The following is a 26,311-nucleotide window of genomic DNA, read 5'->3' as shown; positions in this document are numbered from 1 at the left end:
GCATCGTCGTTAGAACTGCAGCGCGCGAAACCGCCAGTCCAGCACCGGCCGGTCCGGCCCGCCCTCCGCGTCACCGGCGGCATACACCAGCGACCGCAACCCGAGCACTCCCCCATGCTCGGTCGGCTCGGCGGATTCGATGTGCAGCTCGCTGTAGAGGGTGTCGCCCTCGTGTACGGGACCTGTGTGATCGCACGACTCCCAGCCCAGCACCGTCACCAGATTGGGCAGCAGCCTGCCGGCCTGCGCGAGCGCCAGCCCGATGGTGTGTCCGCCGTACACCAGCCGGCGCCCGCCGACCCGCGAATCATGATGGGTCGCAGCGTTATTCAGGGTGAGCCGGGCGAGCTCGGGGGCATTGGTGACGACGTCGGCGGTGCTGTGCAGCACCGATCCCGCCAGAGCGGGATCGAAGTGCGGCCCGGGCACCTTGGTGCGGAAAACCTCACCGTCCCATTGCGCGGTGGGATCGTGGGCCGGGCCGGGCACGTCGGCGCCGATGGTGGACAGATCGTCGTGCGGTGCGTTGTCGGCATCGAAATCCGGTCCGGCGGGCAGCATCCCGCAACGGTAGAAGTCGAGTACCAACTGGTCGGCCTGGTCGATCGTGATCATCCGCAGCGCCACCAAGCCCGTCGGGGCCCGGCCCGGCTTGGGTGAATTGGCCCGCAGCCCAACCACTTCGGTGCGGGTGTAGAGGGAATCGCCGATGACGGGGAACCGGTGAAACACCAGGCCGCGATAGAACAGGTTGGCCTTGACCCGCTGGGTCACCAGCGTCGACTGGCCGATCGCCACGTCACACACCAACCCCGGGTGGGCCAGCGGGGCGGGCAGCCCCGTCACCGCCCCACACAGATCGGCGTCGAGCGCCAGGCGCAGCCGGTCGCCCACGATTGCCTGGTGCGCGCCCGCCAGGCCGGACGACAGCGTCATCGACGGCGCCCAGTCGAACACCTGCCCCACCGAGAGGTCGTCGAAGTACGGCCCACCCTCGCGAATCCGCGCATACCCGTCACTAGTCACAACGCCACATGCTGGCAGGCTGTGGAATCGAGGGTCAATCCGGATCAGGCCCCAACGTCGACCTGCTGGTGCCGATTTTCCCAGCAAGTCGACGTTCGGCGCGAATCGACGAGGTGCTCATAGGTGAACGACGAAGAGGACATGCTGGTCGCGACGGTGCGGGCGTTCATCGACCGCGAGGTCAAGCCGAGCGTGCGCGAGACCGAACACGCCAATACCTATCCCGAGGCGTGGATCGAGCAGATGAAGCGGATCGGCATCTACGGGCTGGCCGTGCCCGAGGAGTACGGCGGCTCGCCGGTGTCCATGCCCTGCTACGTGCGGGTCACCGAGGAACTGGCGCGGGGCTGGATGAGCCTGGCCGGCGCGATGGGCGGGCACACCGTGGTCGCCAAGCTGCTGACGCTGTTCGGCACCGAGGAGCAGAAACGGACCTACCTGCCTCCGATGGCCGGCGGCGAGGTGCGCGCCACCATGGCATTGACCGAGCCCGGCGGCGGCTCGGACCTGCAGAACATGGCGACCACCGCCCTGAGCGACGACGCGGGCGGCCTGGTGATCAACGGGTCCAAGACCTGGATCAGCAACGCCCGCCGCTCCGGGCTGATCGCCCTGTTGTGCAAGACCGACCCGAACGCCAAGCCGCGCCACACGGGCATCTCGATCGTGCTCGTCGAGCACGGGCCGGGGCTGACGGTGTCGCGGGACCTGCCCAAGCTGGGCTACAAGGGCGTGGAGTCCTGCGAGCTGTCCTTCGACAATTACCGGGTGCCGGAAACGGCGATACTGGGTGGCGTTGCGGGCGAGGGCTTTTCACAGATGATGAAGGGACTCGAGACGGGCCGCATCCAGGTGGCGGCCCGCGCCCTGGGCGTCGCCACCGCCGCGCTGGAGGATGCGCTGGCCTACGCCCAGCAGCGGGAGAGCTTCGGGCAGCCGATCTGGCAGCACCAATCGGTGGGCAACTACCTGGCCGACATGGCGACCAAACTCACCGCCGCCCGCCAGCTCACCCGCTACGCCGCCGAGCGCTACGACAGCGGTGAACGCTGCGACATGGAAGCCGGGATGGCCAAGCTGTTCGCCTCCGAGGTGGCGATGGAGATCGCGCTGAACGCGGTGCGAATCCACGGCGGCTACGGTTATTCCACCGAATACGACGTCGAACGCTACTTTCGGGACGCGCCGTTGATGATCGTCGGTGAAGGCACCAACGAGATCCAGCGCAATGTGATCGCCCGGCAACTGGTGACCCGCGGCGGGATCTGACGCGGGCTTGTCAATCGCGCGGCGGCAGAACGGCGTTTGGGAGTATATTTGCCTGACTTCCGAACCAAAGGGAAAGGCAGCCGCCATGAGTTATCCTCCCGCGCCGCCCGGCGGTTCGCCTGAATGGCCGGGGCAACAGCCGGAATGGCAAGGGCAACAACCGGAATGGCAAGGCCAGCCGCCGCCGGACTGGCAAGGTCAGCCGCCGCCGGGGTATCCGCCGCAGCCGCCCCCGGCGTGGCCGGGTCAGCCGCCCACGGGATGGCCCGCGGCCCAGCCGGGCTGGCAGGGCCAGCCGGAACCCGAGAACTATCTGGTCTGGGCGATCCTGTGCACGGTGCTGTGCTGCCTGCCGCTGGGGATCGTCTCGATTGTGTACTCCAACAAGGTCTCCGGGCTGTGGGCGCAGGGCCGCTACGCCGAGGCGCACGAGGCGGCCAACAACGCCAAGAAGTGGGCCATCATCGGCGCCATCGTGGGCGTCGTCGCGGCGGTGATCTTCGTGCTGATCTACGTCGTCGCCGGGGTGCTTGTCGTCTCCCATCTGCCCTCGACGACCACGACCACGTATTCGGGCTTCTGACGCCGAACCCGGGCCACGTCGAGCGTGCCGCGGCGCGATCGCTAGGCCTCGTCCACCAACCCCCAGGCCAACGCGGTCTCGGCGTCCACGGTGTGGCCGGACAGCACGAGATACGCCGTGCGCCACCGGCCTATCCGCCGGGTGACGCTGACGGTGCCGCCGGCGCCGGGGATCAGGCCGAGCGCCAATTCCGGTAGCCCGAACACCGCGTCGCCGCGGGCGGTGACCCACCCGCAAAACGCGGCCATCTCCAGTCCGCTGCCCATCACCCGGCCGTGCACCTCGGCGCGGCACGCGCGGCCGAGTCGCGCGGTCAGCGCGTCGAGCGCGAGGGCGGGGCTGTGCCGGGTGCGGGCGAGGTGGGCACTCGCCGGGTCGGCGAAGGTGCCGAATTCGGCGAGATCTCCACCGCTGCAAAACGATGGGCCGTTGCCGCTCAACACGATGCCGGTGACCGAGGGATCCAGCTGCGCGACGGACAGCGCCTCCAACAGCGCCGCGCGGGCGTCGGTGGAGAACGCGTTGTGGCGCTGCGGCCGGTTGAAGGCGATGCGCAGGATGTCGCCGTCACGGTCCGCCAGTACCGGGTCGGCGATGTCGGGCATGCGGACCCGGCCGCGCTCCTGTAGCCACCGCGCGAACTCCGGGCCGGACTGCAGCGTTGAATACCCCAGCGACTCGGCCACCACCCCGGCCAGCGTCGGCCCCTCGGGATCCACCGCGCGCAATACGTCGTCACAGATCCCGCCGGCGTGCGGCCAACGTCGACAGCGATCGGTCAGCTCGACCAGCGCGTCGGACACGGAATCGACGGTGATGACCCGGCGGTCGGCGCAGGCGTCCTCGGTCAGCGTGAAAGTCGCTGCGTCAAGCCAGGTTCCGGCCCTAGCGATGTCGTCGGCCGAGCCGACGGCGATGATCACGCCGGGCGGCGACGCCGGACCGTCCTCCGGCGCGCTCGACAGGTCGACCACCCGGAGCATCGGTCACACCGAGTACTTCTCGATCAGCCCATTCTTGTAGAGCTTGCCGGTGTCGGTGCGCGGCAGCTGCGCTTCGAAGGCGATCGATCGCGGACATTTGTAGTGCGCCAGGCGATCCCGCAGCCAGGCCAGCAGCTCATCGCCGAACGCGTCGGTGGCGTCCGCGGGGTCGACGGTCTGCACGACCGCGGTGACGCGCTGGCCCATCTCGTCGTCGGGAACGCCGAACACCGCCGCGTCCATCACCTTGGGGTGTGTGACCAGAAGGTTCTCGGCTTCTTGCGGGTAGATGTTGACCCCGCCGGAGATGATCATGTGGTGGCGCCGGTCGGTCAGGTACAGGTAGCCCTCGTCGTCGACGTAGCCGATGTCGCCGACGGTGGCCCAGCCGTGCTTGGAGCGCGATGACGCGGTTTTCGTTGGGTCGTTGAGGTATTCGAACGAATACCCGCCCTCGAAGTAGATCTCGCCGGCCTGGCCGGGCGGGAGCTCGTCGCCGTTCTCGTCCAGGATGTGCACGGCGCCGCCCATGGGCTTGCCGACCGAACCCGGATGCGCCAGCCAATCTTCGGCGGTGATCAGCGTCGACCCGTGCGCCTCGGAGGAGGCGTAGTACTCGTCGATGATCGGACCCCACCAGTCGATCATCTGCTTCTTGATCTCCACCGGGCACGGCGCCGCGGCGTGCATCACCCGCTGCAGGCTGCTCAGGTCGTACGAATGACGCACCGCATCAGGCAGTTTCAGCATCCGGGTGAACATCGCCGGCACGAACTGTCCGTGGGTGACCCGATGCCGCTGGATGGCATCCAGGCAGCCCTCCGCGTCGAACTTCTCCATCACCACCGTGGTGATGCCGCCGGCCTGCGCGCTCATCGACCACACCGACGGCGCCGTGTGGTACAGCGGCGCGGGGCTCAGGTAGACCGAATCGGGCGTCATCCAGAAGCCGACCAGCGCCGACATCATGCCGGGGGCGTCGGCCGGGGGAACGTGCGGCAATTCGCGCTTGATGCCCTTGGGCCGGCCGGTGGTTCCGGACGAGTACTGCAGCAGGTCACCCTCGATTTCGTCGTCGATCGGGGTATCCGGTTGGCCGGCAACGCATTCCGGGTAGCGCTCCCAGCCCGGCAGGCCCTCGTCTTGCTTCTCGGCGGCGATCAGCAACAGTTCCGGTAGCCCGCGCGGCAGCTGCTCGGCGAGGCCGGCGCAGGTTTCGCGCAGCGCGGCCGAGCCGATGATCGCCTTGGCGGCGCTGTTGTCGACGATGTAGGCGGCCTCCGCCGCGGTCAGATGGGTGTTGATGGGCACGTAGTACAAACCGCTGCGGCGAGCAGCCCACATCACCGCGTGGATGTGCTCGTTGTTCTCCATCAGGATGGCGACCGTGTCACCCTCGCGCAGGCCCGCCTGACGGAACCGGTGCGCCAGGCGATTGGCGCGGGCCTCGAGGTCATCGAAGGTGACGACCGTGCCGGACGGGTACAGGATGACAGCAGGTTTGTCGGCGCCGATATACGGGCGGATCTGCATGCGCAGACTGTACCGCCGCCAAACTTGACGGGTGTTAAGTGGTGGGTGGACCCGGCGAGTTTCTGCGTCAATCCCGGCGCGGGGCGCGCGGCGCCAGCCATAATGCAGTCAAGTAGAGCGCCGTGGGCCCTGGAACCCGACCTTGGTCAGCAACGCGCGGCGGGATACGCCACTGCCGCACGGAGGTGCGCATGACCGCCGAGCAAGAATCGGAGCCTGCCGCATCTTCGTTCGCCGATTCCGACTATGTCGACGGCATGGAGCGGCTCGTGCACGCCATTCAGGAGCTGTCGCTGGCGCGCACCCTGCCCGACCTGCAGCGCATCGTCCGCTCCTCGGCGCGCGAGCTCACCGGTTGTGACGGCGCGACGTTCGTGCTCCGCGACAACGACAGCTGCTATTACGCCGACGAGGACGCGATCGCCCCGCTGTGGAAGGGCAGCCGTTTCCCCATCGGGTCCTGCATCAGCGGCTGGGCGATGCTCAACCGCGACGCGGCGGTGATCCCCGACATCTACGGCGACCCGCGCATCCCGCACGCCCTGTACCGCCCCACCTTCGTCAAGAGCCTGGTGATGGTGCCCATCCGCAAGCTCGAGCCGATCGGCGCGATCGGCAATTACTGGGCCAGCCGGCACCAGCCGTCCGACCAGGAGGTCCACCTGCTGCAGGCCCTGGCGGACTCGACGTCGATCGCGATGGAGAACGTGCGGGTGTACTCCGAGCTGGAACGGCGGGTGCGCGACCGCACCGCCGCCCTGGAGGACGCCAACGAGGAGATCCGCCGGCTCTCGGTCACCGACGAGCTGACCGGGTTGAACAACCGTCGCGGCTTCTACCTGCTGGCCGAGCAGAAACTGCGCGGGTCGCACCACCTCGGCCACAATTGCGTGCTCGCCTTCCTCGACGTCGACGGCCTCAAGAAGGTCAACGACGAGCTGGGCCACGACACGGGCGACAAACTGATCAAAGACGTCGCCGGGGTGCTGCGCACCATCCGGCGCGAGTCCGACATCCTCGCCCGCATCGGCGGCGACGAATTCTGTGTGATGATCACCGAAAGCGACGGCGACACCCCGTCGCTCGAGGAGCGGCTCGCGCTCGCGTTCGGGAATTTCAACAAGACGAGTGAGCGGCCCTACCGTCTCTCGGCCAGCATCGGCTTCGTGCGGGCGCCGGTTTCCGACACCGCGAACGTGGGCGAACTGCTCGCCCGCGCCGACGAGCTGATGTACGCGCAGAAGAAGGCCAGCCCCAATTCGCGGCTGGCGGGCTGATCAGCCCGCTTCGGACAGCCGCTGCTTGAGCGCCTCGAACTCGTCGCGGACGCCGGTCGGCAGCTTGTCGCCGACGAACTCGAACCACTCCTCGATCAGCGGCAGTTCCTCGCGCCACTCGGCCGGGTTGACCGCCAGCGCCTGGGCGACCTCGTCGCTGCTGGCGTCGAGCCCGTCCAGGTCGAGGTCCTCCGCCTTCGGCACGATGCCGATCGGGGTGTCCTGACCGCCGGCCTTGTGCTCGATGCGGTCGACGATCCACTTGAGCACGCGGCTGTTCTCGCCGAAGCCCGGCCACAGGAAGCCGCCATCGTCGCCGCGACGGAACCAGTTGACGAAGAACACCTTCGGCATCTTGGACTCGTCGGCGTTCTTGCCCAGGTCGAGCCAGTGCTGGAAGTAGTCACCGACGTGGTAGCCCAGGAACGGCAGCATGGCCATCGGGTCGCGGCGGACGGTGCCGACCTTGCCCTCGGCGGCGGCGGTCTGCTCGCTGCCCATGGTGGCACCCATGAACACGCCGTGCTGCCAGTCGCGGGCCTGCGTCACCAGCGGGACCGTGGTCTTGCGGCGGGCGCCGAACAGGATGCCCGAGATCGGCACGCCCTGCGGGTCGTCCCACTCCGGCGCGAGGATCGGGCACTGCGACATCGGCGTGCAGTAGCGCGAGTTCGGGTGGGCGGCCTTCTCGTCGGAGTCCGGCGTCCAGTCGCGGCCCTTCCAGTCGATCAGGTGCTGCGGGTCGCCCTCGAGGCCCTCCCACCACACGTCGTTGTCGTCGGTGAGCGCGACGTTGGTGAAGACGGTGTTGCCGGCCTCGATGGTGCGCATGGCGTTGGGGTTGGACTTCCAGTTGGTGCCGGGCGCGACGCCGAAGAAACCGAACTCGGGGTTGACCGCGTACAGCCGGCCGTCCTTGCCGAACCGCATCCAGGCGATGTCGTCGCCGAGCGTCTCGGCGCGCCAGCCCGGGATGGTCGGCTGCAGCATGGCCAGGTTGGTCTTGCCGCAGGCCGACGGGAACGCCGCGGCGAAGTAGTACGCCTTGTTCTCCGGAGAGATGAGCTTGAGGATCAGCATGTGCTCGGCCAGCCAGCCCTCGTCGTGGGCCATGGCCGAGGCGATCCGCAGCGAGTAGCACTTCTTGCCCAGCAGCGCGTTACCGCCGTAACCCGAGCCGTAGCTCATGATCTCGCGGGTCTCCGGGAAGTGGGTGATGTATTTGGTGTCGTTGCACGGCCACGGAACGTCCTTTTGGCCCTCCTCCAGCGGAGCCCCCACCGAGTGCAGCGCCTTGACGAAGAACCCGTCGTCGCCCATCTTCTCCAGCGCGGCCTTGCCCATCCGGGTCATCACCTTCATCGAGATGACGACGTACTCGGAGTCGGTGATCTCCACACCCAGCTTCGGGTCGTCGGCGCCGAGCGGGCCCATGCAGAACGGCACCACCCACATGGTGCGGCCGCGCATGCAGCCGCGGTACAGGTCGGTCATGATGGACCGCATTTCGGACGGGTCCATCCAGTTGTTGGTCGGGCCGGCGCCGCTCTCCTGCTCGGTGCAGATGAACGTCCGCGACTCCACGCGCGCCACGTCGGACGGGTCGGACAGCGCCAGGTAGGAGTTGGGGTGCTTCTTCTCGTTCAGCTTCTTCAGCGTGCCGGCCTCGACCAGTTGCGCGGCCAGCCGGTTGAACTCCTCGTCGGAGCCGTCAGCGAACACCACCCGGTCGGGCTGGGTGAGCTCGGCAACCTCCTGCACCCATGACAGCAGGCCCTGGTGCTTCGTGGGTGCTGTGTCCAAACCGGGAATGGTCGCTGAGGTCATCGAACTCTCCTGGATCCGTTGCGTATCGGGCTTGTGTTGCTCGGTATGCCGTCGCCCACATAATTAAGGACTTGGTGGCGTTAACTACAGGTTATCGTGAGGAACTTGTCGGGGAAGTCTCGGGCAGGTATAAGCCTTCTCACAACAACGATTCAGAAGCTCCCGACGGGTCGCCATCTTCGCTCCTCGAAGCGGGTTTTTCGGTTTCGTCACCGTCGCCGGTTTCGGCGGGACTTTCAGCCGGTTGTATACCCGGTTCTCCGAGTTCTGCACGCACCGCCCGCAGGGCGGCGGCGACCGCGGGCATCTCCCGATCCCGCGCGGCCGCGGCCCGCGCGGCGGCCAGGGCGTGCTCGCGCAGTTCGGTGTCGATGACGCCGACGGCGGCGGACGCCTGCGCGTTCTCGGCCTCGTCGTGGGCGAGCAAGGCTTTGCTGAGCACGGACTCGGCGACCAGCACCCGGGTCGCGACCAGTTCCTCGACCACCGAGCGCAGCGAGGACGTCGCGTCGCCCGCCCAGCGGTCCAGCAGCGCCCGGTCATGCAGCAGGGCGCGAATGTTGATCACCAGGAAGGTGAGCGCCACCGAGATCACCACACACACCACCGCCGCGACGACCGCCAGCGCGGGGTTGAGCCGCGAGACCACGCCGCTCATCAGCCGGCTCAGCGTGAGCGCCACCCCCAGCCCGAAGCCGACGCCCAGCACGATCATCAGCCAGGTTTCCTGCCGGCGCGACTTCAGCGGCGGCGCCGAGACGTCGACCTCCGGCATCTTCTCGAGGGCCGGCAGGTCCACCGGCACACCCACCGCCTGCGCGACGTCGGACAGCTGCGTGTCCGTGCCGTCGCTGACCTCGGCCACCACCTCGTCGAGGCGGGCGCGGGTGTGCGCCTCGAACCCGGACATGTCGCGCCGCGACAACCCGGCCGCGTGTTCCTGCAGCTCGGTGCGCGCCGTCGCGCATTGGTTGCGCGCGGAGTGCGACAACTGCACCCGAGCCTGCTGGATCTGACCCCGCAGGGTGATGGTGCGTTCGCTCTTCGCTTGACGCCGCCGCTGCAACGCCGTGCTGCGTTCCTCGCGCAGCGCCTCGACCCGCGCGCGACGACCGGATCCCTCGACGTCGCGGTCGAACCGCCGTTTGATGGTCTGTAGGCGAGATTCCCACGCCCGCAACCTGTTTCGCCGGGGGAGGTCGGGGTCGTCGAGTTGCGCCGAGACGGCGGCGACCAGGGCGTCGACGTCCGGCTCACCGGCATCGGGCAGGGCGGCCGCGCCCACCCACGGCGCCCGGCCGTAGCGCGGCGAATGTGCGGCCAGCGCTTCGCGATTGGCGTCGACCACCTCACGCCAACTCCGGTGCACGTCGATCTTGGACACCACCCCCACTACCGCGTCGGTGTGCTCGGTCGCGGCGTCCAGCAGCGCGCAGTCGGAGGCAGTCAGATGGGCCGCCGCGGACACGACGAACACCACCGCCATCGGCACCTCGCCGGGTCCCAGGTCCGTCGACTCCACGAACTTGTGCTGCGGCAGGCGGCCTTGCAGCGCCGTGGCCACCGCGCTGACCCCGGCCATCCACGGGCCGGTCACCAGGACCACGTCGCAGCGGTGCACGGCCGGCGGATCCAGGTCCGGCGCGACCGCGGCCACCATCGCGTCCACCTGGGCGATGGGATCGCCGCCGCTCACCAGGATTCCCCCGGCAGTGACGCGCAGGCCTGCGACCACAGCCGCAGCGATCCGCGGGCGATGTCCGCGCCGCAGGCGCGGTGCAGTTCGCTGGCCGAGGCGCGGCTGTAGCGCTGCCACCGCACCGCGCGCGGCAGGTGCGCGGACGGGTCGCGGTCGACACCGGCCGGCCCGGGGCCGCCCGGGTCCAGCCCGGCCGCCTCGGCCAGATCCACCGCGGCCGCCATCCGGGCGACCACCGTGCCGTCGCGGGACAGGAACCCGCCGATCCGCTCGCCGAGCTGGCCGCCACCGGCGGCCAGCGCCTCCAATTCCGCGACGGCCCCGAGCACCCGCTGGTAGCGCACCTCGGCGCCCAGCGCGCCGACCTTGGCCAGGACGGCGTCGACGCCGCTCATCCGGCGCAGCAGGGCGCGCACCTGCGCCGGGGTTCTGCCCTGGCGGATCGCGGCGACGGCCAGCGCGGTGCCGAACAGGTCGAGGGTGTCCAGCAGGCGCTGACGCACGCCGGCCGGCACCGGGCCGTCCGCCGCCAGGAACCCGGCGAACGAGCCGTCGAGGCACGCGGCGGCGCCGGGGTGCGTGGCGAGCGTGTGCAGCGCCGCCCACAGCGCGTGGTCGTCGGCTTTGTCGAGCTCGTCGAGCGCGACCGCGAGCAGGCCGATCATCGGTTCCATGGGAGCGCCGATCAGCGCCGACAGATCGGCGCACCGCGCCCGGGCCGCCGCGATCGGCCCGTCGCCGCGCCGGCCCGACAGGTCGGCCTTGTTCAGCACCGCCACCACCGGCTGCCCGGCGGCCGCGATGGCGTGGGCGTCCTCGGGCTTGACCACCTCGGCGACCACGTAGACCACCGCGTCCGCGCCGGGATCGGGCGCCGCCGCGTTCAGCTGGAGGTCGGCCGCGATCCCCGACGCGCTTCCCGCGCGGTCCAGCGCGCGGGCCACCGTGCGGCGGCCGACCCCCCGGCGGCCGCGAACCACGACGCGCAGGGGTGCGGCGGTTCGCGTGGCGATCGCCGTCACGCGCGGATCGACGACGCCGTCGGCAAACCGCGTCAGCTCGTCGACGAAAATCTGGTGTCCTTGTCCCCTCATACCCCGCCTGTTCGGTCCGAATGACCCGATCGCCCCGTCGGTCCCACCGAATGGTGGCATTCACGTCGCCAAGAAGCGAGCCACCGTTAATCAGTTACCAGTTCAAGGCAACTGTTGGGTATCAATCCGGACCAGGGGCGGCTACATCCGAGGTTTATAGGCCACCATGGACAAATGCATGCGCAGCGCGGGGTGGCGATGTCTGCCGACACGCCGATCGGGGAATCGGCCCGCCCCGACCAGCGCTACCTGCCCGCGACGGCGTTTCGGTCGCGACGATCCGCGCTGTCCGACGCGCAGCGCCAGACGTGGGAGCGGCGCTGGCCCGACCTCGGCCTGTCGGTGGGCGCCCCCGCCGACGGGACCGTCGGCGACGAGCCGCCGCTGGACACCCGCTCGTGGTTCGGGCGCCAGGCGCCGCTGGTGCTCGAAATCGGTTGTGGCAGCGGCACATCGACGCTGGCGATGGCCAAGGACGAGCCCGACGTCGATGTGATCGCGGTCGAGATCTACCGGCGGGGGCTGGCGCAGTTGCTGTGCGCGATCGACCGCGACGCGGTGACCAACATCCGATTGGTCCGCGGCAACGCGCTCGACGTGCTGCAGCGGCTCATCGCCCCGGCTTCGCTGACCGGGGTCCGCGTCTTCTTCCCCGATCCGTGGCCCAAGGCGCGGCACCACAAGCGCCGGTTCCTGCAGCCGGGCACGGTTGGCTTGATAGCCGACCGGCTACTCCCTGGTGGTGTCCTCCACGTTGCGACGGACCACGCCGGCTACGCCGAGCACATCGCCGAAGTCGGCGCGGGCGAGTCCCGGTTGCGCCGGGCGGAGCCCGAAACCCCGCTGCCCATCTCGACTGTCCGCCCGACCACCAAGTACGAGACGAAAGCCCAAGAAGCGGGCAGCGCCGTCACCGAGTTCGTTTGGCTTAAACGATGAGTAGGCGATGAGTGATGAGCCTGACTGAGACGACCAACGCCGGCGCGGAACCCGTCGCGCCGCCGGCGGTGCTGCCCGACGACGGCGTGGGCGCCCTGGGCGGCTTTTCGCCGTCCGGCGGACGCGTATTGCTGGTGTGGGACGCCCCCAACCTCGACATGGGCCTGGGCTCGATCCTGGGTCGCCGGCCGACCGCCTTGGAACGCCCACGGTTCGACGCCCTGGGACGCTGGCTGCTGTCGCGCACGGCCGAGATCAGCGCGCAGCGACCGGGCGTCGTCGTCGAGCCCGAGGCCACCGTGTTCACCAACATCGCGCCGGGCAGCGCCGACGTCGTCCGGCCTTGGGTGGACGCATTGCGTAACGTGGGGTTCGCGGTGTTCGCCAAGCCGAAGATCGATGAGGACAGCGACGTCGACCGCGACATGCTGGCCCATATCGAACTCCGGCGGACCGAAGGGCTGGCGTCCCTGGTGGTGGCCTCGGCCGACGGACAGGCGTTCCGCCAACCGCTCGAGGAGATCGCCCGGACCGGCACCAGCGTCCAAGTGATCGGATTTCGCGAACATGCGAGTTGGGCGCTAGCGTCGGATACCTTGGACTTCGTTGACCTGGAGGAGATCGCCGGCGTCTTCCGGGAACCATTGCCGCGGATCGGCCTGGATTCGCTGCCTGACCAGGGCGCATGGCTGCAGCCGTTCCGGCCGCTGTCAGCGCTGTTGACCGCGCGTGTGTGACACTGAACAACCAGTGCGCGGGTCGTTGACGACTAAGACGATCCAGTAAGGAGCTTGCGTGTTCGCCTGGTGGGGTCGAACTGTGTACCGGTATCGGTACATCGTGATCGGGGTCACGGTAGCTCTGTGTCTGCTCGGCGGCGTCTTCGGCATCAGCCTGGGCAAGCATGTTACACAGAGCGGCTTCTACGACGACGGCAGTCAGTCCGTCAAAGCCTCGGTGCTGGGGGACGAGACCTACGGCCGCGACCGCACCAGCCACGTCGTCGCGACGTTCACCGCCCCCGACGGCAAGACGGTCGAGGACCCGGCGTGGCGGGAAAAGGTCGTCGCCGAGCTCAACAAGTTCAAGGCCGATCATCCCGACCAGGTCGTCGGGTGGGCGGGCTGGCTGGCGGCCCCCAATAGCGACAACCCCGTGATCAAGGGGATGGTCAGCGAGGACAAGAAGCACACCTTCGTCAGCGTCCCGCTCAAGGGCGACGACGACGACAGCATCCTCAACAACTACAAGGCCATCGCGCCCGGCCTGCAGAAGCTCGGCGGCGGCAACGTGGAGCTGGCCGGCCTCGAGCCGATCGCCAACGCCCTGACCGGCACGATCGCAACCGACCAGCGCCGCATGGAGGTCCTCGCGGTGCCGCTGGTGGCAGTGGTCCTGTTCCTGGTGTTCGGCGGCGCGGTCGCCGCCGGCCTGCCGGCCATCGTCGGCGGGCTGAGCATTGCGGGCTCGCTGGGCATCCTGCGGCTGGTCTCCCTGTTCGGGCCGGTGCACTTCTTCGCCCAGCCGGTGGTCTCGCTGATCGGCCTGGGTATCGCCATCGACTACGGGCTGTTCGTCGTGAGCCGGTTCCGCGAGGAGATCGCCGAGGGCTACGACACCGAGGCCGCCGTGCGAAGAACCGTGATGACGGCCGGGCGCACAGTGACGTTCTCGGCGGTGCTGATCATCGCCTCGAGCGCCAGCCTGTTGGTGTTGCCCCAGGGCTTCGTGCATTCGCTGACCTACGCGATCTTCGCGGCGGTGGGGCTTGCCGCGCTGTTGTCGATCACGTTCCTGCCGGCCTGCCTGGGCATCCTCGGCCGCCACGTCGACGCGCTGGGCGTGCGGACCGCGTTCCGGGTGCCGTTCCTGCGCAACTGGAAGTATTCACGCGCCTACCTGAACTGGCTCGCCGACCGGCTACAGAAGACCAAGACCCGCGAGGAGGTCGAGGCCGGCTTCTGGGGCAAACTCGTCAACTGGGTGATGAAGCGGCCGTTGGCGTTTGCCATCCCGATCGCCGTCGGCATGATCCTGCTGGTCATCCCCCTGGGCAACCTCTCGTTCGGCGGCATGAGCGAGAAGTATCTGCCGCCCGACAACGCCGTGCGCCTGGCGCAGGAACACTTCGACAAGCGATTCCCCGGCTACCGCACCGAGCAGCTGACGGTGGTGATCCAGAGCGACAACCACAGCAAGGTCACCGACCAGCAGGTGGCCGACATCCGCAACAGGATCTCCTCGATCGGCGGGTTCACCGACAAGCAATGGGAGGAGCGGGCCTGTCCGACCATCGCCGGCAATCCCTGCGTCGCCGGTCCCAACGGGACCACGGTGCCCAAGGACGGCTCGGTGCGGGTGATCCAGAACGGCCTGGTCAACAAGAACGACGCCGCCAAGAAGATCACCGAACTGCGGGCGGTCAACCCCCCGAAGGGGCTGAATCTCTATGTAGGCGGCACCCCGGCGCTGGAGCAGGACAGCATCCACAGCCTGTTCGACAAGGCTCCGCTGATGCTGGTGCTGTTGCTCGGCGCCACCATGCTGTTGATGTTCCTGGCGTTCGGCTCGGTGGTGTTGCCCGTCAAGGCCGCGGTGATGAGCGCTCTCACGCTGGGATCCACGATGGGAATCCTGACGTGGATCTTCGTCGACGGTCACCTGTCGGGCGTGCTGAATTTCACGCCGACCCCGCTGATGGTGGTGGTCATCGCGCTGGTTGTCGCCGTCGGTTTCGGCCTGGCCACCGACTACGAGGTGTTCCTGGTCTCGCGCATGGTCGAGGCGCGCGAACGCGGCATGTCGACCGCCGAGGCCATCCGGATCGGCACCGCGACCACCGGCCGCCTGATCACGGCCGCCGCGCTGGTGCTGGCCGTGGTCGCGGGCTCGTTCGTGTTCTCCGACCTGGTGTTGATGAAGTATCTGGCGTTCGGTCTGATGGCGGCGCTGCTGCTGGACGCGACCGTCGTCCGGATGTTCCTGGTGCCGTCGGTGATGAAGTTGCTCGGCGACGACTGCTGGTGGGCGCCGCGCTGGGCCCGGCGCCTGCAGAACAAGATCGGGCTGGGCGAGATCGATCTGCCCGACGAGCGCAAGCGGCCGACGCTCAACGGGCGCCCCGCGCGGCCGCCGGTGGCGGCCAGCCTGGTCGCCGCCGCGCCGCGTCCGCCGCACGACCCCACCCACCCCGCGCCGCTGGAGCCGTCGCGACCGGCGCGCCCGGCGCCGGAACCCAGGCCCGCAAAGGAACCCACCCCGAGCGCGTCGACCACACGGGCCGACGACAGCGTGGACACCACCCGCATCCCGGCCCGGCCGAACCAGCCGACCGAGGCCAAGACCACACGTTTCGCCGCGCAGGGCGCCCCGGGCCGGGACCGGCCGGCCGAACCGCGCCCCCCGGCCAAGCCCTCGCCGCCGGCCCCGCAGGCACCCCAGCGTCCGCCGACGGCGCCGCCGTCCGGCGATCAGACCCGGGCCATCCCCGTCCCCGGCAACCGGCCCGACGACCCCGACAACGACGCCCCCGGCGACGCGGTGAACCCCCGCGGCCAGGGCGAGAACGGCGACCCGGCGCGGCAGCGGCGCCGCTCCGGCGGCGGGCTGTCCGCGGCGGATCTGCTGCGCCGCGAGGGACGGTTATAGGAAAGCGCCCCGGCGCCTCTTGACGCTGGTCTCAGTCGGAGCCCGGTTTGTCCGGCTCGGCCTGCAGGATGGCGTTCTTCTCGTCCGCCTCCTCGGTCTGCTTCTCGGCTTCCGCCTCGGGATTGGGCGCCAGCAGCACCTGGAACGCGTTGTTGAGGAACGCGACCGTCGGGACGGCCAGCAGGGCCCCGACGATCCCGGCGAGCACGCCGCCGGTGGAAATGGCCAGCACCACGGCGAGCGGGTGGATCGAGACCGCGCGGCCCATCACCAGCGGTTGCAGCAGGTGGGCCTCCATCTGGTTGACCGCGATCAACACCCCCAGCGTGATGAGCGCGTACACGATGCCCTTGGCCAACAGGGCGACCACCACGGCCAGCAGGCCGGAAATCAGCGCACCGATCAGCGGGATGAAGGCACCCAGGAAGACCAGCGAGGCCAGCGGCAGCGCCAGCGGAATGCCCATGATCGCCAGGCCCGCGCCCACCCCGGCCGCGTCGGTCAGCGCCACCAGAAAGGTGGCCCGCACGTACCCGATCAGCGACCCGTACCCGGCGTTGCCGGCTTCGTGCACCCGGTCGCGGACGTGGGCGGGGATGATCTGCACCACGTACCGCCAGATGTTGCGGCCACCGTAGAGAAAGAAGATCAGCGTGAACAGCACCAGCACAGCAGCCGTTACCAGCTCGGTGACGGTCGCCGCGGTAGACAGCGCGCCGCTGGTCAGCTTGGCCTGGTTGTTGTGCAGCGCCTCGATGGCGGCGTTGCCCGCGCTGTCGATCTGTTCGCTGCGCAGATGCGCGGGCCCGTTGATCAGCCACCGGCGGGTCGACTCGATGCTCTGCGTCACCTGTTCGGTCAGGCCGGGCAGGCCGTCGATGAACTGCAGGATGACGAACGCCAGGATGCCGCCCAGGATCGCGAAGCCGCCCAGCAACACCAGCGCCACCGCGCCGCCGCGGGGCAGGCCCCGCCGGTCCAGCCAGTCGACCACCGGCACCAGCAGCGCGCTCAGCAGCAGCGCCACCAGCACCGGAACGACGATGACTTCGAGCTTCTTGACCACCCACAACAGGGCAACCGCGGCGGCCAGGATGACGAGCAAACGCCACGCCCAGGCTGCGGTCTTGCGTACTACGGGTTCCACCGACGCGTCGTCGACGTTTGCTGACATCTGGCCAGCCTATCGGTAGCGGCGCCGCCCCGAATCGGTTCGCGACGGGCTGCGCGTCGCCCGCAGCCGTCGGAGCCGGCACGATCCGGTTACGACGGCGACACAGTCGGCGGCGCGCAGCGATCGCCGCGCCACCTGCACCGTTACCCTAAATCACGTGTCGCACGACGCACCCGCCCGCAATCTCGACTTCCCGCGCGAACAAACCCCGCGCGGGAAGTACTGGTGGGTGCGCTGGGTCATCCTCGGGATGGTTGCCATCGTGCTTGCCGTCGAGGTTTCCCTGGGCTGGGATCAGCTGGCCAAGGCGTGGATGAGCCTGTACGAGGCGAACTGGTGGTGGTTGCTCGCCTCGGTCGTGGCGGCGGCCGCGTCCATGCACAGCTTTGCCCAGATCCAGCGCACCCTGCTCAAGTCGGCCGGGGTGCACGTCAAGCAACTGCGCTCGGAGGCCGCGTTCTATGCGGCCAACTCGCTGAGCACCACGCTGCCCGGCGGGCCCGTGCTGTCGGCGACGTTCCTGTTCCGCCAGCAACGGCTCTGGGGTGCCTCGACGGTGGTGGCGTCGTGGCAGCTGGTGATGTCGGGCGTGCTGCAGGCGGTGGGATTGGCTTTGCTCGGGTTGGGCGGCGCTTTCCTGCTGGGCGCGAAGAACAACCCGTTCTCGTTGCTGTTCACGCTCGGCGGTTTCGTCGCCCTGCTGCTGCTGGCGCAGGCCGTCGCCTCGCGGCCGGAGCTGATCGAAGGCATCGGCAGCCGGGTCCTGGCGTGGGTCAACTCGGTGCGCGGAAAGCCCGCCGACACCGGCCTGGACAAGTGGCGCGAGACGCTGATGCAGCTCGAATCGGTGAGCCTGGGCCGCCGCGACCTGGGGGTGGCGTTCGGGTGGTCGATGTTCAACTGGGTCGCCGACGTCGCCTGCCTCGGCTTCGCCGCGTACGCCGCCGGGGATCACGCGTCGGTGGCCGGGCTGACCGTCGCCTACGCCGCGGCCCGCGCGGTCGGCACCATCCCGCTGATGCCCGGCGGGCTGCTGGTCGTCGAGGCGGTGCTGGTGCCGGGGCTGGTCTCGAGCGGGATGTCCCTGTCGAGCGCGATCTCGGCCATGCTGATATACCGGCTGATCAGCTGGCTGCTCATCGCCGCGGTCGGCTGGGTGGTGTTCTTCTTCGTGTTCCGCACCGAGAACGTCGACGACTCCGACGACGACCCGATCACCGGTCCGCTGCCGATCGTGCCGCAGCCGGGCGACGCTTCCGCCGACCCGACCGAGGCCGCCCTGCAGGGGCCGCTGCCGCCCGACCGAAACCCGGAGACCGAGGGCCGGGACAGCTAGCCGACGGTGTTTCCGCGCGGCGGGCCCGAGAGCGGGTTGGTGCCGGCAGGGAGAGGAGCGGGCTGCGGCGCGGCGGGCGGGGCGCCCGTTCCGCCCAGCGGGGAGGCGCCCGGGGGGTTACCGGGAAGCGCGGGCAGGGCGCCCGCGGCCCCCTGCGCCTGCTGCATCATGCCCATCATCTGCGGGATCGAGATCGGCAGCTTGCACTGCAGCGACAGGCTGGTCAGGGGTTGCGCGATGGACGTCATGTCCCCGGCGACCTTCGGGTTGGCGTCGAAGTAGCTCTTCAGCCCGCTCAGCGACTGCGGCCCCGCCTGCTGCTGCAGCATCGAGGTCATCGTCTGGTTGGTCTCGGGGTGCGAATCCAGATAGTCACCCATCGACTTCGAGACCGAGCCGATGGTGCGGGCGACCTCGCTGGCCGCGCACGGATCGTTGGCGCCGGTCGCCGGCGGACCGGCGAGCACCGCGAGGGCGGCGCCGGGCGCGGCGGCGGCGATCAGGCCGGCCAAGATTTTGCCACGCCGTCCAGCGCTGCCTGTCGTCATCGAGAACTCCTCACAGTTTGCGCGGACCGCCACGGATGAGCGCGTCGCAAACAGCTGCAATGGACGGCCTTACCGATGGCCGGGTCCCAATGAATCCCCCGAGGACCCGCCAGGCCAACCGACATCCTGCCACCGCCGATATCGCCCGGCCAGCCGCGAACTGCGGATGTGACCGAGATCCCGCTTGGTCACCGGTTCACAACGACTCCGCAGCTTCTTGGCAACGACGCCGTCACCGCAGCTCAGGAACTACATAACCCCACATAAACCACAGCGTGCTCCGGTATCCTCGCCTGCACGCGTTACGCGAGAACCGGGGAGCGAGAAAAATCCAGCAGTTGATGATGCGCCTCAGCCGCAGCCTGCGTAAGTACCGCTGGTTGGTCTTCACAGGCTGGTTGCTGGCGTTGGTTCCTGCGGTCTACCTGGCGCTGACGCAATCCGGCAACCTCACCGGCGGCGGTTTCGACGTGGCCGGTTCCCAATCGCTGGCGGTCCACGACCAGCTCGAGGAGCTCTACCACGACCAGGGCGGGTCATCGCTGGCGCTGGTGGCCGCGCCCCGCGCCGACGCCACCTACCAGGACATGAACGAGGCGGTCGCACAGTTGCGACGGCTCACCGCCGAGGTCCCCGGCACCTCGGAGATCCCCAACCCCACCCAGCGGCCGCCGCAACCCGATCGCCCCTACGTGCTGTCGGTGCGGCTCGATTCCCGCAACACCAGCGACGTCGCCAAGAAGCTCCGCACGAAGGTCGGCATCAAGGGCGACCAGCCCGGCCAGACCGCCAACGGCCGGGTGCGGCTCTACGTCATCGGCCAGGGCGCGCTGAGCGCCGCCGCGGCCGCCAACACCAAGCACGACATCGCCGCCGCGGAACGGTGGAACCTGCCGGTGATCCTCATCGTCCTGCTCGCCGTGTTCGGCTCACTGGCCGCCGCGGCGATCCCTCTGGCACTGGGCGTGTGCACGGTCGTGGTGACGATGGGCCTGGTGTACCTGCTCTCCGCTTACACCACCATGTCGGTGTTCGTGACCTCGACGGTGTCGATGTTCGGGATCGCGCTGGCCGTGGACTATTCGCTGTTCATCTTGATGCGTTTCCGCGAGGAACTGCGCAGCGGGCGCCAGCCCCGCGAGGCCGTCGACGCCGCGATGGCGACCTCCGGGCTGGCCGTGGTGTTGTCCGGGGCGACCGTCGTCGCGTCTCTCACCGGGATCTACGTGATCAACACCCCGGCGCTGAAGTCGATGGCCACCGGCGCGATCCTGGCCGTCGCCGTCGCGATGCTGACCTCGACCACCCTGACACCTGCGGCGCTGGCGACGTTCGGCCGGGCGGCCGCCAAGCGGTCGGGCTTCCTGCACTGGTCCCGTCGGCCCGAAAGCACCCAGTCGCGGTTCTGGAACCGGTGGATCGGATGGGTGATGCGCCGGCCGTGGATGTCCGCGCTGGCGGCGTCGCTGGTGCTGCTCGTGATGGCCGCGCCCGCGGCGTCAATGGTGTTGGGCAACAGCCTGTTACGCCAGTTCGACTCGTCCCACGAGATCCGCGCCGGCGTCGGCGCCGCCGCCCAGGCGCTCGGTCCGGGCGCGCTCGGGCCGATCCGGGTGCTGATCAACTTCCCCGAGGGCGGGGCGGCCTCGCCCGAGCACAGCCACACCGTCGGCGCGGTCCGCCAGCGGATGACGCAGGCGCCGAACATCGTCTCGGTGTCACCGCCCCAGTACGCCGAGGACAACGGCAGCGCGCTGCTGTCCGCGGTGCTGTCGGTGGACCCCGAGGACATGCGGGCCCGCGAAACCGTGGGCTGGATGCGCGCGGAGCTCCCCAAGGTCCAACAGTTGGGGACCGCGCGCGTGGACGTCGGCGGCCCGACCGCGCTGATCAAGGACTTCGACGACCAGGTGTCGGCGACCGAACCGTTGGTGCTGGGCTTCGTCGCGCTGATCGCGTTCGTGATGCTGTTGGTGTCCGTCCACTCGGTGTTCTTGGCGCTCAAGGGCGTACTGATGACGTTGCTGTCGGTCGCGGCCGCCTACGGCAGTTTGGTGATGGTGTTCCAGTGGGGGTGGCTGAAGGATCTCGGCTTCGCCCAGATCAGCTCGATCGACAGCACGGTTCCCCCGTTGGTGCTCGCGATGACCTTCGGGTTGTCGATGGACTACGAGATCTTCCTGCTCACCCGCATCCGGGAACGGTTCCTGCATTCGGGCAACACCCGTGACGCGGTGGCCTACGGCGTCAGCACCAGCGCCCGCACCATCACCAGCGCGGCGCTGATCATGATCGCGGTGTTCGTCGGGTTCGCCTTCGCCGGCATGCCGCTGGTGGCCGAGATCGGCGTGGCCTGCGCCGTGGCGATCGCGGTGGACGCCACCGTGGTGCGGCTGGTGATGGTTCCGGCGTTGATGGCGATGTTCGCGCAGTGGAACTGGTGGCTGCCGCCGTGGCTGTCCCGCGTGCTGCCGTCGGTCGACTTCGACCGGCCGCTGCCGGAGGTCGACCTCGGCGACGTCGTCGTCATTCCCGACGACATCTCGGCGCTGGTGGCGCCCAGCGCGGACCTGCGGATGGTGCTCAAGTCCGCCGCCAAGCTCAAGCACCTGGCGCCCGACGCCATCTGCGTGACCGACCCACTGGCCTTCAGCGGCTGCGGTCGCGGCCGCGGTCAGGCTTCGTCGGGCCCCGACGAGGAACGCACCCGCGGCCTGGGGCCCGGGCAGATCCCCCACCAGGTAGCGCTGGGCGAGGAGAAGGTCGCCGTCGGGGTGACCGCGGCCGACAGGAAGACCGCCACCAACGGCCATGCCAACGGTTCGTCGGGCCCCAAGAAGCTCGTCGGCGGGCTGGCGGCGCGCAACGGTATCGCCAAGGCCATCTCCGGGTCGGACCGGCCCGTTCATCCGGTGACGCTGTGGCGGGGCCGCCTGTCGGTGGCGATCGACGCGCTCGAGACCGACCCGGACGCCGCACCGGCGGGGGCCACCGACCGTCCGAGGTACGCGCGGCGCAGCCCGGTGGAGACGACCCATGTGCAGCTGCCCACCGGCGACCGGTTGCTGGTCCCGACCGGCGCGGAGACCCTGCGGCTCAAGGGCTACCTCATCATGTGCCGTAACAGTCGCCGCGATTATGCCGACTTTGCAGACATGGTGGATGCGATGGAACCCGAGACCGCCGCGGTGGTGCTGGCCGGAATGGACAGGTATTACTGTTGTGAATCGTCCAGGCGGCAATGCATCGCCACCCAGTTGGTCCGTCGACTCGCAGATCCCGATCCGTGCGACTACCCGGAAGACCAGGGGTCGGAAGCCGACGCGAACTCGGACTGGGAGGGGATCAGGGAACGCTGCCTGTCCGTGGCGGTAGCGATGCTGGAGGAGGCGAGGTGACGTTGGCATCCGACCGACGCCCCCCACCGCCGCCCCGCCGGCCGGCCCCCGAACAGCGCAACCGCGGCGGTGGCCCGTCCGAGGGGCCGTCCGGATCCGTTCCGGATCTGGACCAGCCGGTGGAGTTCTGGCCGACCGCCGCCATCCGGTCGGCCCTGCAGGGCGGTGACATCGCCACCTGGAAGCGCATCGCCGGCGCGTTGAAGCGCGACCCGTACGGGCGCACCGCCCGCCAGGTCGAAGAGGTCCTCGGCGGCACCCGCCCCTACGGCATCGCCAAGGCGCTGTGGGAGGTGCTCGAGCGCGCCCGCACCCACCTGGACGCCAACGAGCGCGCCGAGGTGGCCCGCCACGTGCGGCTACTGATCGACCGCTCGGGACTCGCGCAGCAGGAGTTCGCGTCCCGCATCGGGGTCAGCCCCGAGGAGCTGGGCGGCTACCTCGACGGCAGCACCAGCCCGACGGCCGCACTGATGATCCGCATCCGCCGGTTGTCGGACCGGTTCGTGAAGGTGAAGTCCGGCCCCTCGGCCGAATCCAACTGAGCTACCTGATCGGCAGCACGTCGGCGACCAGCCAGTCGCTACCGCGCTTGGTCAGCGTCACCCGCAGCGCCGGCGCCACCTGACTGGGTGGCTGGCCCGGCGCGTTCTGGGTCACCCGCAGGATCACCGCGACGCTGGCCGCCGTCGGCCCGAGCGCCTCGACGCCGGCCGAGACCGTGGCGGCCTGGGCGGTGACCTTGTGCTGGCCCAGCTCGGCGCTGGACTTGGTGTACTGCTCCTTGAACGCCGCCGCATGCTCGGGGACGACCATGGCCGTGGCCCGGTCGATCGCATCGGTCGGGGCGGTGGGGCTGAACGACGCCATGGCCTCGGCCATGCCGGTGGCGATCCGCACGACCTTGCGGGAGTCGTCGGTGAAGTCGCGGTCCGTCTTCGTCCAGTGCGTGTATCCGGTTGCGACGGCCGCCGCCAGGGCGGCCGTGCACAGCAGGGCCACCGCCAACCGCAGCCCCGGCGCGTCGTCGTCGGTGCCGAGGCTGACCGAATCGCGGCGCAGCAGCCAGAAGTTGACCGCGACGCCCTCGAGGATCAGCAGGACCAGCACCGAGCAGGCCGACACCCACCACAGCGGCCAGCCGAGCACCACCCCGATGGCCACCAACGCGGCGATCGCGGCCAGCGGGGCCGCGATGTCGAATGCGAACAGTCGCCAGATGTTTCTCATCGGATCGAACTCAGTCCGGAGATCATCAGCTTGCCGTCGACGTCGGACACGTCCAGCCGCAGGTTCCAGTGCACGGTCTGCGGCTTGGCGCCGGCGTTTTCGCTGACGGACGTGGCGACCAGCAGCACCGAGTCGGTCCGGCTGGCGAACGGCGGCAGCTTGGTGGTCACCGACTCCGATCCCGGGGGCCTGTCGGCGCCGGGCTGGGCGTCCAGTTCGTGGTGCACGGTTTCGATCGCCACCGCGTCGATCCGCCCGGCGCTCTTGGACTGCAGCTTTTCCACCACCGCCCGGTAGGGCTGCACGGCGGCGTCGAAGTAGGTGTTGAGTTCGCCGACCGTGCCGTCGTGCAGCCGCTGCAGGCTGGCGTCGACGTTGCCGCTGTTCATGTTGATCAGCACGTTGGTCCACCCGGCGGCGGTCTGCATGACGCGGCTCAGATAACCGCGCTCGGCGACCTGGTCGCGGTGGCCGGACCAGATGATCACCCCGAGCACGACCGCGGCCACCGACAGCAGGCCGAGAACCGTTGACGCCACCCCATAATGCGAGAAGACCCCACCGCCGGGTTCGCCGTCGTCAGCGTCGTCGGCGGTCGGGTGGCCGCCCTCTTCGGCGTCGTCGCCGGCGTCGACGACATCTTCTTCGGCAGGTGGCTCGGTGCGCGCGCCCTCGGACATGGCCCGATCGTCGCACCCGGGAAAGATGGAAGGATGGCGGGGTGACGAATACGGCCCTCCGCTCGGGCATCGACCTGAGCTACGTAGACGACAGCATCCGCCCCCAAGACGACCTGTTCGGTCACGTCAACGGCCGCTGGCTGGCCGAATACGAGATACCGGCGGACCGGGCCACCGACGGCGCCTTCCGGCAGCTGTACGACCGCGCCGAGGAGCAGGTGCGGGACCTGATCGTCGAGGCCAGCGAGCGGGGTGCGGCCGCCGGCGACGCGGACGCGCAACGCATCGGCGACCTGTATGCGAGCTTTCTCGACGAGGAGACCGTCCAGCGGCGCGGCGTGCGCCCGCTGCTCGACGAACTGGCCGTGATCGACGACGCGGCCGACGCCGACGCGCTGGCCGCCGCCCTCGGCGCCCTGCAGCGCACCGGGGTGGGCGGCGGTGTCGCGATGTATGTGGACACCGACGCCAAGAACTCGGCCCGTTACCTGGTGCACTTCACCCAGTCCGGACTCGGGCTGCCCGACGAGTCCTATTACCGCGAAGAACAGCACGCCGAGGTGCTCGAGGCGTACCCCGGGCACATCGCCCGGATGTTCGGCCTGGTCTTCGGCGGCGACCCGGAAAGCCACATCCGGACCGCCGAGCGCATCGTCGCGCTCGAGACCCGGCTGGCCGAGGCGCATTGGGATGTGGTCAAGCGCCGCGACGCCGACCTCACCTACAACTTGCGCACGTTCGCCGAACTGCGCGACGAGTCGGTGGGTTTCGCCTGGGGCACGTGGGTCGCCGCGCTGGGCACCCAGCCCGAAGCGCTCGCGGAAGTCGTTGTGCGCCAACCGGATTACGTTCGGTCATTCGCCGAGCTGTGGCGCAGCGAGGACCTCGAGGTGTGGAAGAGCTGGGCGCGGTGGCGGGTGATCCGCGCGCGGGCCGCCTGGCTGACCGACGAGGTGGTGGCCGCGGACTTCGACTTCTACGGCCGCCGGTTGACCGGCACCGAGCAGATCCGGGACCGGTGGAAGCGGGCGGTCTCGCTGGTCGAGAGCCTGATGGGCGACGCCGTCGGAAAGCTGTACGTGCAACGGCATTTCCCGCCCGGCGCCAAGGCGCGCATCGACGAGCTGGTGGCCAACCTGCAGGCGGCCTACCGGATGAGCATCAACGACCTGGAGTGGATGACGCCCCAGACGCGGGAGCGGGCGCTGGCCAAGCTCGACAAGTTCACCGCCAAGGTCGGCTACCCGGCGAAATGGCGGGACTACTCCACGCTGGTGATCGACCGCGACGACCTCTACGGCAACTACCAGCGCGGGTACGCCGTCAACCACGACCGCGAGCTGGCCAAGCTCGGCGGCCCGGTGGACAAGGACGAGTGGTTCATGACCCCGCAGACGGTCAACGCGTACTACAACCCGGGGATGAACGAAATCGTCTTCCCGGCAGCCATTTTGCAGCCGCCGTTCTTCGACGCCGAGGCCGATGACGCCGCGAACTACGGCGGCATCGGCGCGGTGATCGGGCACGAGATCGGTCACGGCTTCGACGACCAGGGCGCCAAGTACGACGGCGACGGCAACCTGGTCGACTGGTGGACCGACGCCGACCGCGCCGAATTCGGTGCTCGCACAAAGGCCCTCATCGCTCAGTACGACACGTACATCCCGAGGGGGCTGTCGAGCGGCCACCATGTGAACGGCGCGTTCACTGTCGGGGAGAACATCGGGGATCTGGGTGGGTTGTCGATCGCGCTGCTGGCCTATCAGCTGTCGCTGAACGGCCAACCCTCCCCCGTGATCGACGGCCTGACCGGCGTGCAGCGCGTGTTCTACGGCTGGGCCCAGGTATGGCGCACCAAATCCCGTGAGGCCGAAGCGATCCGGCGGCTGGCGGTGGACCCCCACTCGCCACCGGAGTTTCGCTGCAACGGCGTGTTGCGCAACATGGACGCCTTCTACGACGCGTTCGACGGCGCCGACACCGGCGCGCTGTTCCTGGAGCCGGAGCGCCGGGTCAAGATCTGGAACTGAGGCCCACCCGGACGGCACCAGCTGTCGTGACAAGGCC

20 protein-coding genes are annotated in these 26,311 nt (G+C 69.3%); 10 read left to right on the top strand and 10 right to left on the bottom strand.

The features are described from left to right. Positions 1–9: 9 nt before the first annotated feature. Positions 10–1,026, bottom strand: coding sequence for a MaoC family dehydratase (locus QGN30_RS03895; protein ID WP_009951761.1), 1,017 nt, complete (start codon positions 1,024–1,026; stop codon positions 10–12). A gap of 123 nt (positions 1,027–1,149) precedes the next feature. Between QGN30_RS03895 and QGN30_RS03890 the strand changes: the two genes are divergently transcribed. Further along, positions 1,150–2,295: an acyl-CoA dehydrogenase family protein gene (locus tag QGN30_RS03890; protein ID WP_008261869.1), complete on the top strand. Its 1,146-nt coding sequence runs from the start codon at positions 1,150–1,152 to the stop codon at positions 2,293–2,295. 85 nt (positions 2,296–2,380) lie between these two features. Continuing rightward, complete coding sequence (locus QGN30_RS03885) at positions 2,381–2,878, top strand: CD225/dispanin family protein (RefSeq protein ID WP_014381425.1); 498 nt, start codon at positions 2,381–2,383, stop codon at positions 2,876–2,878. A gap of 41 nt (positions 2,879–2,919) precedes the next feature. Here the strand turns inward: QGN30_RS03885 and QGN30_RS03880 are convergent, their stop codons facing one another. Next, on the bottom strand, positions 2,920–3,861 hold the full coding sequence (locus QGN30_RS03880) for an enoyl-CoA hydratase/isomerase family protein (RefSeq protein WP_008261871.1): 942 nt from the start codon (positions 3,859–3,861) through the stop codon (positions 2,920–2,922). 3 nt (positions 3,862–3,864) lie between these two features. Further along, positions 3,865–5,394, bottom strand: coding sequence for a fatty-acid--CoA ligase FadD4 (gene fadD4 / locus QGN30_RS03875; protein WP_008261872.1), 1,530 nt, complete (start codon positions 5,392–5,394; stop codon positions 3,865–3,867). A 191-nt stretch (positions 5,395–5,585) separates the two neighbouring features. Between fadD4 and QGN30_RS03870 the strand changes: the two genes are divergently transcribed. Further along, a complete protein-coding gene (locus QGN30_RS03870) occupies positions 5,586–6,671 on the top strand; it encodes a GGDEF domain-containing protein (protein ID WP_014383463.1) in 1,086 nt (361 codons plus the stop codon). Here QGN30_RS03870 and QGN30_RS03865 read toward each other — a convergent pair whose 3' ends face one another. The 3 genes from QGN30_RS03865 to QGN30_RS03855 all read right to left on the bottom strand — a co-directional run bounded on the left by QGN30_RS03865 (position 6,672) and on the right by QGN30_RS03855 (position 11,291). Further along, positions 6,672–8,498 carry a phosphoenolpyruvate carboxykinase (GTP) gene (locus QGN30_RS03865; protein WP_008261874.1) on the bottom strand — a complete coding sequence of 609 codons (1,827 nt, stop codon included), beginning with the start codon at positions 8,496–8,498 and terminating at the stop codon, positions 6,672–6,674. It lies immediately after the preceding gene. 139 nt (positions 8,499–8,637) lie between these two features. After that, entirely contained in the window at positions 8,638–10,194 is a 1,557-nt protein-coding gene (locus QGN30_RS03860; RefSeq protein WP_248923273.1) for a hypothetical protein, read from the bottom strand. Next, positions 10,191–11,291, bottom strand: coding sequence for a hypothetical protein (locus tag QGN30_RS03855; protein WP_095763845.1), 1,101 nt, complete (start codon positions 11,289–11,291; stop codon positions 10,191–10,193). Before QGN30_RS03855 ends, QGN30_RS03860 begins: the two co-directional genes overlap by 4 nt. Before the next feature lie 156 nt (positions 11,292–11,447). Between QGN30_RS03855 and trmB the strand changes: the two genes are divergently transcribed. Genes trmB through QGN30_RS03840 form a run of 3 tightly spaced genes read left to right on the top strand, consistent with a single transcriptional unit; the run spans position 11,448 to position 15,878 of the window. Continuing rightward, positions 11,448–12,230, top strand: coding sequence for a tRNA (guanosine(46)-N7)-methyltransferase TrmB (trmB, locus tag QGN30_RS03850; protein ID WP_179960108.1), 783 nt, complete (start codon positions 11,448–11,450; stop codon positions 12,228–12,230). A gap of 14 nt (positions 12,231–12,244) precedes the next feature. After that, the gene (locus QGN30_RS03845) at positions 12,245–12,967 is read left to right on the top strand and encodes an NYN domain-containing protein (protein WP_041787129.1); all 723 of its coding nucleotides are present in this window, start codon (positions 12,245–12,247) and stop codon (positions 12,965–12,967) included. 58 nt (positions 12,968–13,025) lie between these two features. After that, complete coding sequence (locus QGN30_RS03840; RefSeq protein ID WP_225331552.1) at positions 13,026–15,878, top strand: MMPL family transporter; 2,853 nt, start codon at positions 13,026–13,028, stop codon at positions 15,876–15,878. A gap of 31 nt (positions 15,879–15,909) precedes the next feature. Here the strand turns inward: QGN30_RS03840 and QGN30_RS03835 are convergent, their stop codons facing one another. Beyond that, positions 15,910–17,052, bottom strand: a complete 1,143-nt coding sequence (locus QGN30_RS03835; RefSeq protein ID WP_008261889.1) for an AI-2E family transporter — start codon at positions 17,050–17,052, stop codon at positions 15,910–15,912. Positions 17,053–17,209: 157 nt separating this feature from the next. Here QGN30_RS03835 and QGN30_RS03830 point away from each other — a divergent pair, with 157 nt between their 5' ends. Beyond that, positions 17,210–18,388: a lysylphosphatidylglycerol synthase transmembrane domain-containing protein gene (locus tag QGN30_RS03830; protein WP_014381434.1), complete on the top strand. Its 1,179-nt coding sequence runs from the start codon at positions 17,210–17,212 to the stop codon at positions 18,386–18,388. Here the strand turns inward: QGN30_RS03830 and QGN30_RS03825 are convergent. Further along, positions 18,385–18,936 (bottom strand): hemophore, encoded by a 552-nt coding sequence (locus QGN30_RS03825; protein ID WP_008261902.1) that lies wholly within the window; start codon positions 18,934–18,936, stop codon positions 18,385–18,387. The two genes, QGN30_RS03830 and QGN30_RS03825, sit on opposite strands and share 4 nt — an antisense overlap. Before the next feature lie 341 nt (positions 18,937–19,277). Between QGN30_RS03825 and QGN30_RS03820 the strand changes: the two genes are divergently transcribed. Together QGN30_RS03820 and QGN30_RS03815 are read left to right on the top strand one after the other, a co-directional pair. After that, on the top strand, positions 19,278–22,334 hold the full coding sequence (locus QGN30_RS03820) for an MMPL family transporter (RefSeq protein ID WP_009952659.1): 3,057 nt from the start codon (positions 19,278–19,280) through the stop codon (positions 22,332–22,334). Further along, the gene (locus tag QGN30_RS03815) at positions 22,331–22,879 is read left to right on the top strand and encodes a helix-turn-helix domain-containing protein (RefSeq protein ID WP_008261906.1); all 549 of its coding nucleotides are present in this window, start codon (positions 22,331–22,333) and stop codon (positions 22,877–22,879) included. The genes QGN30_RS03820 and QGN30_RS03815 overlap by 4 nt, the downstream gene beginning before the upstream one ends. 1 nt (position 22,880) lies before the next feature. Here the strand turns inward: QGN30_RS03815 and QGN30_RS03810 are convergent, their stop codons facing one another. Both QGN30_RS03810 and QGN30_RS03805 read right to left on the bottom strand, forming a co-directional pair. Next, positions 22,881–23,564 (bottom strand): hypothetical protein, encoded by a 684-nt coding sequence (locus QGN30_RS03810; protein WP_009952661.1) that lies wholly within the window; start codon positions 23,562–23,564, stop codon positions 22,881–22,883. Next, positions 23,561–24,244: a hypothetical protein gene (locus QGN30_RS03805; protein ID WP_014381439.1), complete on the bottom strand. Its 684-nt coding sequence runs from the start codon at positions 24,242–24,244 to the stop codon at positions 23,561–23,563. The genes QGN30_RS03810 and QGN30_RS03805 overlap by 4 nt, the downstream gene beginning before the upstream one ends. 41 nt (positions 24,245–24,285) lie before the next feature. Between QGN30_RS03805 and QGN30_RS03800 the strand changes: the two genes are divergently transcribed. Then, on the top strand, positions 24,286–26,274 hold the full coding sequence (locus QGN30_RS03800; protein ID WP_014381440.1) for a M13 family metallopeptidase: 1,989 nt from the start codon (positions 24,286–24,288) through the stop codon (positions 26,272–26,274). The last annotated feature ends 37 nt before the right edge of the window (positions 26,275–26,311 follow it).

It is taken from the genome of Mycobacterium sp. 3-98, from assembly GCF_035918355.1.
GTDB lineage: Bacteria > Actinomycetota > Actinomycetes > Mycobacteriales > Mycobacteriaceae > Mycobacterium > Mycobacterium intracellulare.
Note: the sequence above shows the minus strand (reverse complement) of the source record. Positions and strands in the feature narration are given on the sequence as shown.